Source organism: Streptomyces sp. NBC_00104 (assembly GCF_045160825.1).
GTDB lineage: Bacteria > Actinomycetota > Actinomycetes > Streptomycetales > Streptomycetaceae > Streptomyces.
Map to the genome: position 1 here is coordinate 1,819,889 of NZ_CP108215.1, position 16,064 is coordinate 1,835,952.

Annotated in this window: 14 protein-coding genes, 1 rRNA gene and 1 riboswitch; of the genes, 3 read left to right on the top strand and 12 right to left on the bottom strand. The window is 68.9% G+C overall.

All coding sequences use genetic code 11. The annotated features are described in order from the left end of the window. Window positions 1–274: 274 nt before the first annotated feature. Both OG272_RS07920 and OG272_RS07925 read left to right on the top strand, forming a co-directional pair. Entirely contained in the window at window positions 275–859 is a 585-nt protein-coding gene (locus OG272_RS07920; protein ID WP_326584214.1) for a hypothetical protein, read from the top strand. A 398-nt stretch (window positions 860–1,257) separates the two neighbouring features. Then, the gene (locus tag OG272_RS07925; RefSeq protein ID WP_326584213.1) at window positions 1,258–1,464 is read left to right on the top strand and encodes a DUF5999 family protein; all 207 of its coding nucleotides are present in this window, start codon (window positions 1,258–1,260) and stop codon (window positions 1,462–1,464) included. Between the two features lie 117 nt (window positions 1,465–1,581). On the opposite strand, the gene gcvP is transcribed toward OG272_RS07925, so the two are convergent. Continuing rightward, window positions 1,582–4,467, bottom strand: coding sequence for an aminomethyl-transferring glycine dehydrogenase (gene gcvP / locus OG272_RS07930; RefSeq protein WP_326584212.1), 2,886 nt, complete (start codon window positions 4,465–4,467; stop codon window positions 1,582–1,584). A 172-nt stretch (window positions 4,468–4,639) separates the two neighbouring features. Next, a riboswitch (glycine riboswitch) is annotated at window positions 4,640–4,736 on the bottom strand. A 123-nt stretch (window positions 4,737–4,859) separates the two neighbouring features. Between gcvP and OG272_RS07935 the strand changes: the two genes are divergently transcribed. Beyond that, window positions 4,860–5,228: a PRC-barrel domain-containing protein gene (locus tag OG272_RS07935; protein ID WP_326584211.1), complete on the top strand. Its 369-nt coding sequence runs from the start codon at window positions 4,860–4,862 to the stop codon at window positions 5,226–5,228. Between the two features lie 340 nt (window positions 5,229–5,568). Here the strand turns inward: OG272_RS07935 and OG272_RS07940 are convergent, their stop codons facing one another. From OG272_RS07940 to rrf, 11 genes are all read right to left on the bottom strand, one after another. After that, complete coding sequence (locus OG272_RS07940) at window positions 5,569–6,921, bottom strand: DNA polymerase IV (protein WP_326584210.1); 1,353 nt, start codon at window positions 6,919–6,921, stop codon at window positions 5,569–5,571. 58 nt (window positions 6,922–6,979) lie between these two features. Continuing rightward, window positions 6,980–7,624: a MerR family transcriptional regulator gene (locus OG272_RS07945; RefSeq protein ID WP_326584209.1), complete on the bottom strand. Its 645-nt coding sequence runs from the start codon at window positions 7,622–7,624 to the stop codon at window positions 6,980–6,982. Between the two features lie 355 nt (window positions 7,625–7,979). Next, window positions 7,980–8,453, bottom strand: a complete 474-nt coding sequence (locus OG272_RS07950) for a bifunctional nuclease family protein (RefSeq protein ID WP_005475662.1) — start codon at window positions 8,451–8,453, stop codon at window positions 7,980–7,982. A gap of 84 nt (window positions 8,454–8,537) precedes the next feature. After that, window positions 8,538–9,293, bottom strand: coding sequence for a MerR family transcriptional regulator (locus OG272_RS07955; protein WP_326584208.1), 756 nt, complete (start codon window positions 9,291–9,293; stop codon window positions 8,538–8,540). A gap of 42 nt (window positions 9,294–9,335) precedes the next feature. Then, the gene (locus OG272_RS07960; protein WP_326584207.1) at window positions 9,336–10,307 is read right to left on the bottom strand and encodes an FHA domain-containing protein; all 972 of its coding nucleotides are present in this window, start codon (window positions 10,305–10,307) and stop codon (window positions 9,336–9,338) included. 61 nt (window positions 10,308–10,368) lie between these two features. Further along, window positions 10,369–11,244, bottom strand: coding sequence for a DUF881 domain-containing protein (locus OG272_RS07965; protein ID WP_326584206.1), 876 nt, complete (start codon window positions 11,242–11,244; stop codon window positions 10,369–10,371). 5 nt (window positions 11,245–11,249) lie between these two features. Next, window positions 11,250–11,582 (bottom strand): small basic family protein, encoded by a 333-nt coding sequence (locus OG272_RS07970; protein ID WP_326584205.1) that lies wholly within the window; start codon window positions 11,580–11,582, stop codon window positions 11,250–11,252. Next, a complete protein-coding gene (locus tag OG272_RS07975; RefSeq protein WP_326584204.1) occupies window positions 11,579–12,481 on the bottom strand; it encodes a DUF881 domain-containing protein in 903 nt (300 codons plus the stop codon). The genes OG272_RS07970 and OG272_RS07975 overlap by 4 nt, the downstream gene beginning before the upstream one ends. Before the next feature lie 98 nt (window positions 12,482–12,579). Next, the gene (locus OG272_RS07980; protein ID WP_326584203.1) at window positions 12,580–15,075 is read right to left on the bottom strand and encodes a mannose-1-phosphate guanyltransferase; all 2,496 of its coding nucleotides are present in this window, start codon (window positions 15,073–15,075) and stop codon (window positions 12,580–12,582) included. Between the two features lie 114 nt (window positions 15,076–15,189). Further along, window positions 15,190–15,798 (bottom strand): CDP-alcohol phosphatidyltransferase family protein, encoded by a 609-nt coding sequence (locus tag OG272_RS07985; RefSeq protein WP_033528917.1) that lies wholly within the window; start codon window positions 15,796–15,798, stop codon window positions 15,190–15,192. Between the two features lie 109 nt (window positions 15,799–15,907). After that, a 5S ribosomal RNA gene (rrf, locus tag OG272_RS07990) occupies window positions 15,908–16,024 on the bottom strand. Window positions 16,025–16,064 lie beyond the last annotated feature (40 nt).

Genomic DNA, 16,064 nt, shown 5'->3' on the forward strand with positions numbered 1-16,064 from the left:
GGTTCCACCCATGTTCCGGCGACCGGATATCGCCTTGCTCTTCATATCCGGAACGGCTAGACGAAACATCGTGTGAACACGTGTCGTATAAACTCCGCAAACGAGGCTGAGAGCCGGCACTCGCGGTCCTCGGTCCTGCCGTCAGGCCACACGCGGCGGACCCTACCCACGCACCGGACCCCGGGCACCCGTCTCTCCGATCCCCGAGAGCTGACAGCGCCGTCCGCCCCCGCCCTCGCGCCACCGTGCCTGTCGAATTGAGAGGCGACCCACCATGCCGCTGCATGTACCCCCGGCTCCCGCGCCCGCCCTGCGCACCGTCCTCACGGCACTCGGTTCCCCCACCGCCGTCCACGAGGCGCGAACCCCCTCCCTGAAGAACGCACAGGGCCCCGCCACACCCGAACTCCCGCTGCCCCTCCACGTACTCGACCGGATCACCCCGGAGGGCACGGGCACGGCCCGGCTCACCGGATGGCGGTTCCTGATCCGCTGCGGCGACCGCGCCGTGGCCGCCGCCGAGACCCGGCTGACCCCGGACGGCTGGGCGTTCTCGCACTTCTTCGAGGGCCCGTACATCGCCTCCACCGAACGCGCCCTGCGCCAGGCCGAGGTCATGCAGCAGCCCTACCAGCCACGCCTGCTGTCGGTGCCCGAGCTGTACATGCTCACGCTCTGGCTGCACGCCGACCCCACCGCCGACGGCGCCACCGGCCACCCGGCACCCTCCGACCTACTGGTCCCGCTGGCGCCCGCACCACCCGGCATCGCGGCCCACCGCCCCCACCGGGTCGCCGATCTCCTCCCGGTACTGACCATCCGGCTGACGCCCGCTCCACTCCTGGGATCGCCCGCCTGAAACCAGGGCCGCCTCGCCCTTCGTACCGCTTGCGCCCCGCCGCCGATATCCCGGTGACGGGGCGCTTGTATGCCCCTACCGAGAATTGCCGCTCTTTCGGGCGTCAATACGCTCGTACGAGCTATTCACAGGCCTTCCCGCCATCGGACTAGCCCCATCCGACCACTGCGAACCACCCGAAGGGGCAGTGCGGTTCGGATGAACCGTCCGCGCGGGCGATGCGTCATCAACCTGTGAAGAAGCCGTGCTGCGAAATGCCTGCGGATTGACGCCCGTGGGGCAACACTGGGACCGGACCGATTTATCAACGGGGGGCGGCCATGAACGGGGCTTCAAGCCGCGGGACAGACAAAACAGCCATCTCAGACCACACGACAAACCGAGAGATCCCAACAATCATGTGCCAGCACCAGCCACTGTGCCCGACAGCCGAATCCGCCGACCGGGAAGGCGCCCGACTCATGGCGCACCACCCGGAGCAGGGATGGAGCCTGCTCTGCAACGGCGTTCTGCTCTTCGAGGACACCGGTGAGCTCCTGCCGGACGGCCAGATCATCGCCCCACACCGCCCCATGGGCACCGACACGGTGATGACAGCCGCCTGAGAGCGCACTCACGTGCGCGCAGGGCGAGCGTCCCCGCACAGGACGTCCGCCCGAACAGACGAGGGGCCGGCCGGAGAAGCACTCTCCGAACCGGCCCCGACGCGTATCCGCGCCCGACTACTCTTCGTAGGCGTCCAGCGGCGGGCAGGAACAGACCAGGTTCCGGTCGCCGAAGGCCTGGTCGATCCGGCGCACCGGCGGCCAGTACTTGTCGGCGGGCGAGACCCCGGCCGGGAAGACCGCCTCCTCACGCGTGTAGGCGTGCTCCCACTCCCCGCCGAGCGCGGCGGCGGTGTGCGGCGCGTTGCGCAGCGGGTTGTCGTCCGCCGGCCACTCGCCCGAGCCGACCTTCTCGATCTCCGCGCGGATCGCGATCATCGCCTCGCAGAACCGGTCCAGCTCGCCGAGGTCCTCCGACTCGGTCGGCTCGATCATCAGCGTCCCGGCCACCGGGAACGACATCGTCGGCGCGTGGAAGCCGTAGTCGATCAGCCTCTTGGCGATGTCGTCGACGCTCACCCCGGTCGACTTGGCCAGCGGCCGCAGGTCGATGATGCACTCGTGCGCCACGAGCCCGCCCGGGCCCGTGTACAGCACCGGGTAGTGCGGCTCCAGCCGCTTGGCGATGTAGTTGGCGCTGAGCACCGCCACCTGTGTGGCCCGCTTGAGCCCCTCACCGCCCATGAGCCGGACGTACGCCCACGAGATCGGCAGGATGCCCGCCGAACCCCAGGGAGCGGCGGAGATCGGGCCCACACCCGTCTCAGGACCGGCAGCGGGCTGCAGCGGATGGTTCGGCAGGTACGGCGCGAGGTGCTCGCGCACCGCCACCGGCCCGACGCCCGGCCCGCCGCCGCCGTGCGGGATGCAGAACGTCTTGTGCAGGTTCAGGTGCGAGACGTCACCGCCGAAGTGGCCCGGCTTGGCGAGACCCACCAGCGCGTTGAGGTTGGCGCCGTCGACGTACACCTGGCCGCCCGCGTCATGCACCTGGGCGCAGATCTCGGCCACGTGCTCCTCGAACACCCCGTGCGTCGAGGGGTACGTGATCATCAGCACGGACAGCTCGTCGCGGTACTGCTCGATCTTGGCCCGCAGATCCTCGACGTCGATCTCGCCGTCCTCGGCGGTCTTCACGACGACGACCTTCATCCCGGCCATGACGGCGCTCGCCGCGTTGGTGCCGTGCGCCGAGGACGGGATGAGACACACGGTCCGCTGCTCGTCGCCACGGGCCCGGTGGTACCCGCGTACGGCCAGCAGCCCGGCCAGCTCACCCTGCGAACCCGCGTTCGGCTGCAGGGACACCTTGTCGTACCCGGTGGCCTCCGCCAGCCGCTCCTCCAGCTCACGGATGAGCGTGAGGTACCCCTGCGCCTGCCCGGCGGGCGCGAACGGGTGCAGCTGCCCGAACTCCGGCCACGTCACCGGCTCCATCTCGGTGGTCGCGTTGAGCTTCATCGTGCAGGAGCCCAGCGGGATCATCCCCCGGTCCAGCGCGTAGTCCCGGTCGGCGAGCCGGCGCAGGTAGCGCAGCATCGCGGTCTCGGAGCGGTACTCGTGGAACACCGGGTGCGTGAGGTAGTCGTCCGCCCGCAGCAGCGCCTCGGGCAGCGTGTCCGCCGCGGCGTCGTCGAGGGCCTCGACGTCCCCCTCCACCCCGAACGCGGTCCATACGGCCCCCAGCTGCGCCCGCGTCGTCGTCTCGTCGCAGGAGATCGACACCAGGTCGGCGTCCACGAGGTGCAGGTTCACGCCATGTTCCCGCGCGGCGGCCACGACCTCACCGGCCCGCCCCGGCACCCGCACGGTGAGCGTGTCGAAGTACGCGCCGTGCACGACCTCGATCCCTCCGGCCGTGAGCCCCGCGGCGAGCACGGTGGCGTACCGGTGCGTACGCCGGGCGATGGTCCGCAGCCCCTCCGGCCCGTGGTACACGGCGTACATGCCGGCCATCACGGCGAGCAGCACCTGAGCCGTGCAGATATTGCTGGTCGCCTTCTCCCGACGGATGTGCTGCTCACGCGTCTGCAGGGCGAGCCGGTACGCCTTGTGTCCGTCCGCGTCCACGGAGACGCCCACGAGCCGCCCGGGCAGACTGCGCGCGAACTTCTCCCGTACGGCCATGTAGCCCGCGTGCGGCCCGCCGAAGCCCATCGGCACACCGAACCGCTGCGTCGTCCCCACCGCGATGTCGGCGCCGAGCTCACCCGGGGAGACCAGCAGCGTGAGGGCGAGCAGGTCGGCGGCGACGGTGACGAGCGCGCCGAGCTCGTGCGCCTGCTCGATGACCGGCTTCAGATCCCGTACGACACCGGAGGCACCCGGGTACTGCAACAGCACCCCGTTGATCTCCCGCGCGGCGATGTCGGCCGGAATCCCCTCACCGAGGTCGGCGACGACGACCTCGACACCGGTCGGCTCGGCACGGGTCTCGATCACGGCGATCGTCTGCGGCAGCACGTCCGCGTCGACGAGGAAGAGGCCCTTCTTGTTCTTCCCCATACGCCGGGACAGCGCCACGGCCTCGGCGGCGGCGGTGCCCTCGTCGAGCAAGGAGGCGCCGGAGGTGGGCAGCCCGGTCAGATCGGCGACCATGGTCTGGAAATTGAGAAGGGCCTCGAGCCGCCCCTGGGAGATCTCCGGCTGATACGGCGTGTAGGCGGTGTACCAGGCCGGGTTCTCCATGACATTCCGCAGAATGACGGGCGGCGTGAACGTCCCGTAGTACCCGAGCCCGATCATCGATCCGAGCACCTGGTTGCGGTCCGCCAGCGAACGCAGCTCGGCGAGTACCTCGGCCTCGGTGCGCGCGCCCGGCAGATCCAGCGCCTCGGCGTTCTTGATCACGTCCGGGACCGCGGCGGCCGTCAGCTCGTCGAGCGAGCCGTATCCGACGTGCGCGAGCATCTTGGCCCGGGCTTCGACGTCCGGTCCGATATGGCGCCGCTCGAAGGGGATTCCCTGTTCGAGCTCGGAGAGCGGGATGCGATGGGCGGTCATTACGGAGGCCTCCTGGTCTGACACGACCTTCGAGGGGCACCACGGCACGGGTGCCCGTACGGCCTCCCCCTCTGTCATCTCAACCTGAGAGCTTCACCGGTCCAGGTGCGGACCGGCTTTCACCGTCGGTGAGAGCGGAAGCCGTGACACCCGCCCTGCTTTCCAGAGTGACCTCGTCCATGCGGTACGTGAGCCTGAGAGATTCCGGGGAGGAGTTGCTCCTTCGGCGCCTCCGGATGGTTTCCGGAGGACTCTCCCGCACGGGGTCAGCAGCCGGTGCCAGCGTATCAGCGCGGTCCACGCACGAGTCTTCGAGTGGCCACCTTCCCCAATGTGCCTTTTCGTAGGGGTGAGGATGATTCGCGACTCCTCTGCGACCTCTTGGAGGGCCCGTGCAGACCGACATCGATCCGCGCAACCTGATCGGCCGCAAGGCGTTCGACCGCAAGGGCAGCAAGATCGGCACCGTGGACGAGGTCTACCTCGACGACGCCACCGGCATCCCCGAGTGGGCGGCGATACGCATGGGCTTCTTCGGTCGCGACGCCTTCGTACCCCTGGAGCCGAGCGAACTGATCGAAGGCACCCTCCGCGTCCCCTTCGACCGCGCCCTCATCAAGGACGCCCCCGACTTCGGCGTCGGCCGCCACCTCTCCCCCGAACAAGAACTCCAGCTCTACCACCACTACGGCCTCGACCTGGCCCCACCCCCGCCCATGGACCACGACTTCGGCAACGTGACGGGCCAGGAAGAACCCTGAGCAAGACCCTCATCCCAACCCCCACACGTCTCCCGAGCCCGCTCCCCCTCACCCCGCTCCCCCCACCCCCGCGGCCTCTGCTCCACGCGCACCCCTGCGGCCGCAGAGACTCCCGGCACTCGACCACGCGGCCGCTGACGCTTCTCGCCCCCACCTCGCCCCGCCTCTGACGCACCTCACCCCCACCCCGCGTCTCCCACGCCACTGTCCTCACCCGACGCGGCCCCTCGTGCGGCCCCCTCGGACCCGCGCAAACCCGCGCACTTTCTCGTGTCGGCCCCCTCGCTCCAGCCGCAACGACGCCCCACCCCGACAACGCGGACCGGCAGCCCCACCAGCCTCAGCCCCGCACCCCACCCGGCACCAACGGCAAGGGCTCCGCCGCCTCCAGCGCCGGATCATCGGTCCTGAAGGTCCGTACCCGCCCCGGCCCCACGTCGTCCGGTGTCTCGAACCGCACGGTCACCCGCCCCAGCCCACTCCCCTGCACCCACCCATGCCCGTACTCGGCATGCCGCACGTCGTGCCCGGCCCTCCAGAGCCGCTCCCCGCCCCCACGCTCCTCCACGGCGGACACCTCCGCGGCGGAACCGGCCTCCTCCTCCACCAGGTCCGGCTCCCCGGCCGCCTGCGCGAACAAGTCCTCCTGCGTGTAGTCGGCGAGCCCGCTCACTCCCACCCCCAGCAACCGCACCCCACCCGTCGTGTCCACGGCCTCCAGCAACCGCCCCGCGGCCTCCCGCACCACCGCGGGGTCGTCCGTGGGCCCACGCAACGTCTCGGATCGGGTCAACGTCGAAAAGTCGTACCGTCGCACCTTCAACACGATCGTCCGCCCCGACAGCCCGGCCTCCCGCAGCCTCCGCACACACCGGTCCGCGAGCCGCTGCACCTCCATCCGAACCCGCACCCGGTCGTGGATGTCCACGTCGTACGTGTCCTCCACCGACACCGACTTCGTGTCCCGCTCGGCCACGACCGCCCGGTCGTCCCGCGCCAGCGCCATCGCGTACAGCCCATGCCCATGGGCCTTCCCCAGCAGCCGTACGACCTCGTCCTCCCCCGCCTCCGCGATCTCCTCGACCGTGGTGATGCCGGCCCGCCGCAGATGGTCCCCGGTCGCCGGCCCCACGCCCGGCAGGATCCGCACGGACATCGGCCCCAACAACGCCCGCTCGGTCCCGGGCTCGATCAGCACCAGCCCGTCCGGCTTGGCCTGCTCGGAGGCGATCTTCGCGAGCATCTTGGAGGCCGCGAGCCCCACGGACCCCGTGAGCGCCGTCACCGCCCGTATGTCCGCACGCAGCCGCTCCCCCACCAGCCGCGCCGACTCCGCGTCCCGGGCCGCGCCCCCGGCCTCCAGGTCCACGAACGCCTCGTCCAGGCTCAACGGCTCCACCAGTGGCGACAGATCACGCAACAACCCCATGACCTGATCGCTGATCGCCCGGTAGAACGTGAAGCGCGGCGTCAGATACGCGGCGTTCGGCGCGAGCCGGCGCGCCTGCGCCATCGGCATCGCCGAGTGCACCCCGAAGACCCGCGCCTCGTACGAGGCGGTCGCGACCACCCCACGCGGCCCCAGCCCACCCACGACCACGGCCTTCCCCCGCAGACTCGGCTTGGACGCCTGCTCCGCCGAGGCGTAGAAGGCATCCATGTCGAGATGCAGGATCGTGGGCGCGGTTCTCACATCTCCGATGCTGCCCTACGCCACTGACAACCCCCCGTACGACGAGCGGCGGGGCCGGTCAGACCGCCCGGTTCCGCCGCCGCGCGAGCTCGTCCGCCGGATTCTGGCCCACGAGCGTCTCCCCCGTGTCGACCCGCTCCCCGTGCAGCTGCGAGAGAGCGCTTTCCACATCACGCCAGACCACCCCTACGGCGATCCCGAAGACCCCCTGGCCGCCCTGGAGCAGGGCGTGGACCTCGTCGGGCGAGGTGCACTCGTAGACCGTCGCCCCGTCACTCATCAGCGTCATCCGCTCCAGATCGCTGAAGCCCCGCTCCCGGAGGTGCTGGACCGCGGTGCGGATGTTCTGCAGCGAGACCCCCGTGTCGAGGAACCGTTTCACGATCTTCAGGACGACGACGTCCCGGAAGCTGTAGAGGCGCTGCGTGCCCGAGCCCTGAGCGGACCGCACACTCGGCTCCACGAGACCGGTGCGAGCCCAGTAGTCGAGCTGCCGGTAGGTGATGCCGGCGGCCGCACACGCGGTGGGACCGCGGTAGCCGACGCTCTCGTGCGGCTCGGACTCCGCATCCGCGCTGTCCTGCACGGCCGTGGGCCGCTGCGGGACGTGACCGGCCGCGCTGCCGTGAAGCGGGTACGGGCCACTGTCCCCCAGCATGCGTCCGGGGACACCCCCAGCCGTACCGTCGCCGCTGCTTCTCACGCCGACCTCCGTCCTTGACCTGCCTTATCGACGGTAGGCAGCCACCAGGGGTGCGTCAACGACCACCGCATTCGCCACGCCGAGTGATAATCACCTTGAGAGTGGTTTCCCGTGCCCTCCCGTGGGGAAAGGCTAGCCGAATGCGCTCCGGCCGAGCTGCCTGACAGCGCACTGACCCTGGGCATGTGCCGACCTCCGGAGAGTCACGCCGCCCACGTCTCCGCCCGTCGTTCGCGCGGCGACCTCCCGCAGGCGGCACCCGTGGCCCGTCTCATCCGCCGCGAGAGTCCGCCGACGGCGCGGCAACCGGCGGCGTCAAGGCCCCACAGTCCCGTACGACACGGCCCGCCCGGCCTCACTGACTGTTCGTTCCGAAGTCCTCGGGCGAGATCTGGTCGAGGAACTCGCGGAACTTCTCGACCTCGTCCTCCTGCTCGTCCGGGATCGCGATGCCCGCGTCGTCGAGCACCCCGTCACTGCCGAAGATCGGCGTCCCGGTACGCAGCGCCAGCGCTATGGCGTCGGAGGGCCGGGCACTCACCTCGACCCCACTGGCGAACACCAGCTCCGCGTAGAAGACGCCCTCACGCAGGTCGGTGATGCGCACTTCCGTGAGCTCCTGGCCGACGGCCTCCAGCACGTCCTTGAACAGGTCGTGGGTCAGCGGTCGCGCGGGGGCCATGCCCTGTTGGGCGAAAGCGATCGCCGTCGCCTCCCCCGGCCCGATCCAGATGGGGAGGTAACGGTCGCCTCCCACTTCGCGCAGGAGCACGATCGGTTGGTTGGAGGGCATTTCGACCCGGACACCTACGACATCGAGCTCGTTCACACAGCAACCCTAGGCCGTGCCCGGGATGTTTGGGTAGTCGGGCACAGATCGGCCGACCGATCCGCCCAAGGCGAACACCACGCCTCAGCGGAGCCGTACCCCCAGCGCGCTCTGCACGAGCGCGGCGTGCAGCTTGACAGTGAGCCCCGCCAGCTCCCTCGCACGGTCCTCCGCATGCGCCCTGGTCTGCGGATTACGGTGGAGCCTCAGCGGCGCCACAACCTGGTCGACGAGCCCCGCCTCTCGGTCCGCGGCGGCCCGCATCACCCTCAGATGCCGGGGCTCGATACCGAACCGCCCCAGTTCCACCACAAGCGTGGCGACAGTGAGGACCTCGGCGTCGTACGAGCCGTCCGGCAGCGGGGCCACCAGCCCGTACGACTCCCACTCGGCCAGCTGCTCCTCGTCGATCCCGGCTCCCGCGACGAGCTCGCCGCGCCCGATCCGGGCGGCCGTCGGCTCCTCGGGCTCCCCGAAGAGCTCGCTCAGGCGCTCCCCGTCACCGATGTCGCGCTGGCGCCCCACGGACGGCAGCCGTACGTCCTCACCGCGCTCCAGGGCCTCCAGATACTCACGGATCACCTTGAGCGGCAGATAGTGGTCCCGCTGCATCCTGAGGACGTGTCCGAGCCGCTCGACGTCCTCGGCGCTGAACTTGCGATACCCCGAGGGGGTCCGCTGCGGCTCGATGAGCCCCTCCGACTCCAGGAAACGGATCTTGGAGATCGTCACTTCGGGGAACTCGTCGCGCAGCGCGTTCAGCACCGTGCCGATGCTCATCAGGCCACTGTCCGCGGCGGTGGTGCCGTGGTCGGCACCACCGCTCGTTGTTCGAAGCATGGACCTTCCCTGGGGTCCCCCCGGACACCGTCCGGGGGAGGGTCAGTAGCCCCGCTGGCTCGCGTAGAAGACCAGCCGGTACTTGCCGATCTGCACCTCGTCACCGTTGTGCAGGGCGACCTGGTCGATCCGCTCACGGTTGACGTACGTACCGTTCAGGCTGCCGACGTCGGCGACCGTGAACGAGCCGTCCTGACCCCGGCGGAACTCCACGTGGCGACGCGACACGGTCACGTCGTCCAGGAAGATGTCGCTCTGCGGGTGACGGCCCGCCGTGGTCAGATCGCCGTCCAGCAGGAAGCGGCTGCCCGCGTTCGGACCGCGGCGCACGACCAGCAGCGCCGAGCCGAGCGGCAGCGCGTCGACGGCGGCCTGGGCCTCGGGGGAGAGCGCCGGCAGCTGGGTCTGGCCGGTGACCTCGGAGTCATAGGCCTCGAGGCCGGAGATGGAGATCGTGGAAGTCGTCTCGGACGGACGCTCGGCGGCCGCGCCGGCCCGCAGCGGTGCGCCGCAGTTCGAGCAGAAGCGGCTGTTCTCCGCGTTGCGGTTACCGCACCTCGTACACACCAGGGCCGACATCGACGGATCCTCCTGCCGCGGCTGCCCCGCCGGGGCATTGGACGCATACGGGTCTGAAGCAAACCCTCCACCCGTACCTGAGGCTGACGGTTCCCCGAAACCTATGCGGCCCGACTGGGCAGGGTCAACAGACGGCGCGCCCTGACCTCCGGAAATGTCACCTCCCGGACCAGTGACCTGGTCCCGGAACAGCGGACGCTCACCGTCCTGCCCCTCCGCTTCCGAAGGCTGCACGCGATGGCGGGAGGTCGCGTTGTCGCTGCCCTCTCGCGCGCTCTTGCCGAACAACTTCGCAAACAACTTCACGGGCGATTCCCCTTGACCGAAACAGACCCGCCCGTGGGGCAGGACGAACCCTGACTGAACACACCGGCCGAGCCGGACAACCTCACAACGTCCGTATCCACCAGACAGTTTCCACCACGCACCACCCATTCGGTGCGCCGACCCCCCGCAACCTCATGCCCTGGCCGGACGGGCCCCATGCACCCGCGGTTCACTGGGAGGACGACCGAGCGTAGTCAGGCCGCTTCGCCGCCCGCAAGGCGTCCACGACGATCTTGTCCGCCCGCTGCACGGTCACGGTGGCCTGCTCCTTCTCCAGTGTCTGCACCACGCCTCCGGGGATGTTCAGTGCGGGCTCGAGGTCCTGCGGGTTGCCGATGACCTTGAAACGAAAGGGCTGGGTGATCTTGTTCCCGTCGACCCTGATTCCGTCACCGGAATCGGTCAGGTAAGTGCTGGCCACGACCCGTACGCCGTTCACCTGGATCGCCTCCGCGCCGGCCGCGCGCAGCTCCTGGATCGCGTCGAGCAGCATGTCCGCCTCGACCGTCCCCTTCGTGTCGTCGATCGTCAGTGTGATGCCGGGTCCCTGCGCCGCCACCGTGCCCGCCAGAATGCCGAGTTGCCGTTCCTTCTCGACCGTCTGCTTGCGCGCCTCCTCGGCCTGGTCCGAGCTGTTCTCCAACTCGGTGCGCTGATCCTCGAGACCCTGCTTCTCCTCCTCCAGACGCTGAGTACGGTCATCCAGTTCATCGAGGATGCGTACGAGATCTTCCTGACGTGCTCCGCGCAGCGCGCTGTCGTCGTTGTTGGAGGCCACCTGGATGGCCAGCCCGAAGCCGAGGCCGAACAGCAGGAGGGCCACGATGAGTTGGGCGCGGGTGAAGCGCGGCGGCCACATCCCCTGAGCCAGCCGCTGCCGCCCGGTCAGCTTGCCCTTCTCCTCCTGGGGGGCCTCTCCGGGCCTCTCGGCGGCTGTGGGGGGCACTTCCTGGGGGAGTTCCCGGCGCAGCCGGGTCGTCGGTGTGTCGTCCTCTCCCCCGCTCGGAGTCGGCTTCGGCCTCGGCGTCTCGTCCCGGTCGCTCATCGGCCTCACGCCCGGAAGACGTGCCGGCGGATCGCCGCGGCGTTGGAGAAGATACGGATACCGAGGACGACCACGACGCCCGTGGACAGCTGGGCGCCGACGCCCAACTTGTCGCCGAGGAAGACGATGAGGGCGGCCACGACCACGTTGGACAGGAACGACACCACGAAGACCTTGTCGTCGAAGATGCCGTCCAGCATCGAGCGCAGACCACCGAAGACGGCGTCCAGTGCCGCCACCACGGCGATGGGGAGGTACGGCTCGACCACCACCGGTACCTCGGGCCGGACCAACAGGCCGGCCACGACTCCGAGGACGAGGCCCAGTACGGCGATCACGATGTGCCCTTCTCTGTGCTCGGTTGTGCTGTTCGTACGATCACGCTCGGCGCGGCCGGCACCTTGATGTCGTCCTCGACGGAGATGCCCGTCCGGATGCCGAAGTTCTCATGGAGGGCGTGCAGATACAGCCCGTCGGGGCTGTTCTGGAACCTGGTGCTCAACCGCTGCCCGTCTCCCACCGCGAGGACCGTGTAGGGCGGGGCCAGTGGCTTGTTGTCGACCAGTATCGCGTCGCCGGCGGCCCTGATCGCCGACAGTGCGGTGAGCCGCTGTCCGTTGATCGAGATGGCCTCGGCACCCGACGCCCACAGCCCGTTGACGACCCTCTGCATGTCCCGGTCGCGCACCCGGCCGGTGTCCGAGAACCCGGACGTCTCGCGGGGATCACCGTCACCGCCCTGGCTGGCGCCCTTGGAGTCGTTCACCACGAGCCGGACCCCGGGGCCGTGCACCTCGACGGCGCCCGACAGGATGCCCACCAGGTCGTTCCCGTCGCCGCCGTCGTCCTTGAGCGCCTTGCGCTGCCGCGCGCTCACGTCGTCGCGGAGCTCGTCCACGGAGTCCTCGAGGCTGTCCGCGGCGGCGGTCTCCTCCTGGATGCGGTCGATCAGCTCCTCGCGCTCCTTGGCGACCACGGGAGCGCTTATCCGCGTCTGCGCGGCACCCACCGTCACCACCAGGGCGGCGAGCACCAGACCGACCGCGAGCCCCAGCTTGGCCCGCACCGTCTTCGGCAGGCCCTCGGTGCCCGCGGCCTTCTTGCGGGCGGCTGCCTCGGCGTATCCGTCGTCGAGGCTGTGGTCCATGACGTTGGTGAGCAGCGACATGGAGGCATCCGGACGCGACGGGCGCGTGGGTGTGCTCCGAACGGGGGGCTGCTGCGGCATGCCGCACATCGTCGCACGTCGCGACCACTACCTCCGAATGGCCCCACCGGCGTGCCGGACAGGCCCCGTTGGGGGCACTTGTCCGGCACGCGCGCGTGCGAGGCGGTTCAGCGGCCGGCGCTGTCCACGACCGTCGACCACTCGTCGAGCAGAGCCTGCGCGGAGGCGTCGTCGGGCCCTTCGGCCCACAGATGCGTGACGGCCTCGGCCGGGTCCGGCAGGACCATCACCCACCGACCGTCCGTCTCCACGACCCGCACACCGTCGGTCGTGTCGACGAAGCGGTCCCCGGCCGCTTCCACGACCCGTCGCATCACCAGGCCCTTGACGGCCCACGGTGTCGCGAGATCCCGCTTCAGGACGTGCGCCCGGGGAATCCGGGCGTCGATCTGGCTGAGCGTGAGCTGCGTGCGCGCCACCAGTCCGATGAGCCGCACGAAGGCCGCCGCGCCGTCGAAGACGCTGCTGAACTCCGGCACGATGAAGCCACCGCGTCCGTCACCGCCGAAGATGGTCGTCTCCTCGCCGCCGACCCGCGTGAGGTCGTCAGGCGAGGTGGTCGTCCACTCGACCTGAGTGCCGTGGTACGCCGCGACCTGCTCACCGATCCTCGTGGTGGTCACCGGCAGCGCCACCCGCCCGCTCCGCCGTTCCGCGGCCACCAGGTCCAGCATGACCAGCAGGGCCCGGTCGTCCTCGACGATCCGCCCCTTCTCGTCGACGAGCGAGAGCCGTTCACCGACCGGGTCGAACCGCACGCCGAACGCGGCCCGCGAGGACGCCACGATCTCGCCCAGCCGCACCAGCCCCGACCGCCGCATGTCGCCCGTCTCCGTCGGCCTCGACTCGTCGAGACCGGGGTTGATCGTCAGCGAGTCGACACCCAGCTTGCCGAGCAGACTCGGAAGCACGAGTCCGGCGCTGCCGTTGGAGGCGTCCACGACGACCTTGAGCCCCGACTCGGCGATCCCGGTCGTGTCGACGTTCCGCAGCAACGACCCGGTGTACGAGTCGAACACGCTGGCCGGGAAATACAGGTCCCCGATCTCTCCCGGGAACGCACGCCGGTACTCCTGCCGCGCGAACACCCGGTCCAGCTTTCGCTGGCTGGCCTGCGACAGATCGGCGCCCTGCCCGTCGAAGAACATGATGTCGACGGAGTCCGGAACCCCCGGCGTCGTCCGAATCATGATCCCGCCGGCACTGCCCCGCGCGGTCTGCTGCCGCGCGACGGGCAGCGGTACGTTCTCCAGATCCCGTACGTCGATGGCGCTGGCCTGCAGCGCCGAGATGACCGCCCGCTTCAGCGCACGGGCGCCTCGGGAGTGGTCACGGGCAGTGGTGACCGTGGAGCCCTTCTTGAGCGTCGTGGCGTACGCTCCGGCGATTCTCACGGCCAGCTCGGGGGTGATCTCCACGTTCAGGATGCCGGAGACTCCACGGGCGCCGAACAGATGCGCCTGTCCCCGGGACTCCCAGATCACCGAGGTGTTGACGAAGGCGCCGGCCTCGATCGTCTTGAAGGGATAGACGCGTACGTTCCCCTGGATGATCGATTCTTCGCCGACGAGGCACTCGTCGCCGATGACCGCGCCGTCCTCGATCCGCGCGGCCCGCATGATGTCGGTGTTCTTGCCGACCACACATCCGCGGAGATTGCTGTGCTGCCCGATGTAGACGTTGTCGTGGACTACGGCCTTGTGCAGAAAGGCCCCGCTCTTCACGACGACATTCGAGCCCACGACGGTGTGTTCACGGATCTCGGCGCCGGCTTCGACCTTGGCGTAGTCCCCGATGTACAGCGGCCCGCGCAGCACGGCGTCGGGGTGCACTTCGGCGCCTTCGGCGATCCACACACCCGGCGAGAGCTCGAACCCGTCGAGCTCGACGTCGACCTTGCCCTCGAGGACGTCGGCCTGGGCCTTCACATAGCTCTCGTGCGTACCGACGTCCTCCCAGTAGCCCTCGGCGACATAGCCGTAGACCGGCTTGCCCTCCTTCATGAGCTGCGGGAAGACATCGCCGGACCAGTCGACGGGAACATCGGCCTCGACGTAGTCGAAGACCTCGGGCTCCATCACATAGATGCCCGTGTTGACGGTGTCCGAGAAGACCTGACCCCAGGTCGGCTTCTCCAGGAACCGCTCGACCTTGCCTTCCTCGTCCACGATGGTGATACCGAATTCCAGCGGATTCGGCACCCGTGTCAGACAGACGGTGACCAGCGCACCCTTTTCCTTGTGGAAATTGATGAGCTCGGTGAGGTCGAAGTCGGTAAGGGCATCGCCGGAGATGACGAGGAACGCATCGTCCTTCAGCGCTTCCTCGGCGTTCTTGACGCTCCCGGCGGTACCGAGTGGCTTCTCCTCATTGGCATAGGTGAGCTCCATGCCGAGCTCCTCGCCGTCACCGAAGTAGTTCTTGACGAGTGACGCCAGGAACTGGACAGTAACGACGGTCTCGTTGAGCCCATGCCTTTTGAGCAGCCTCAGTACGTGCTCCATGATCGGGCGGTTCGCCACGGGCAGGAGCGGCTTGGGCATGCTCGAGGTCATGGGGCGAAGGCGTGTGCCTTCACCTCCGGCCATCACGACGGCCTTCATGTCGGAAGCGTCCTCCTTGAAGAGACACGGTCTAGCCGACTTCACCCGTCCAGATTGTCCCGCATATGTCCGACGCGGGCCATCGAGCCTCTACGGCCGTTCAATCGGGCGGGCTCAATCGGCCATGGCGTCCGCACTGACGAGTCGGCGGACCTGAACCACGTAGAGGATTCCTGCCCACCAGTACAGCGTTGTACCCCATCCGGCGAACGCCCATCCGAAAATAGCAGCGAGTGACGAGATCCATCCACTTCCGTCACTGAGCAGCAGCAACGGGAAGGCGTACATCAAGTTGAAGGTAGCCGCCTTCCCGAGGAAGTTCACCTGCGGCGGCGGATAGCCGTGCCGCCTGAGGATGCCCACCATCACCAGCAGGACCAGTTCCCGCAAGAGCAGTACAGCGGTCAACCACAATGGCAGAATCTCGCGCCAGGTGAGTCCCACCAGAGTTGACAGAATGTACAACCTGTCAGCTGCGGGATCGAGAAGCCGGCCAAGACTGCTGATCTGGTTCCAGCGCCGCGCCAGCATGCCGTCCAGATAGTCGCTGACGCCGCTGAGAGCGATCACCAGGAAGGCCCAGCCGTCGACCTTGGGGCCGCCGAACTCGGGCCAGAGAACCAACCACAGGAAGACGGGCACGCCAACGAGCCGCGCCATGCTGAGAATGTTCGGGATGGTGAGGACCCGGTCCGTCTGGACCCGGGTCTCCTGTACCTCCACCCGGGGGCCTCCTGTGGGAAATGAGCCAACGATGCCCCCTGACCCTACCTCAACGCAAAAAAGCTCTGGCTCTTGGGCAGTGTGCCCAAGAGCCAGAGCTCTAAAAGGAGTTCGGCGGCGTCCTACTCTCCCACAGGGTCCCCCCTGCAGTACCATCGGCGCTGTAAGGCTTAGCTTCCGGGTTCGGAATGTAACCGGGCGTTTCCCTCACGCTATGACCACCGAAACACTATGAAACACTCAACCGCACCATCCCCCGTGACCAA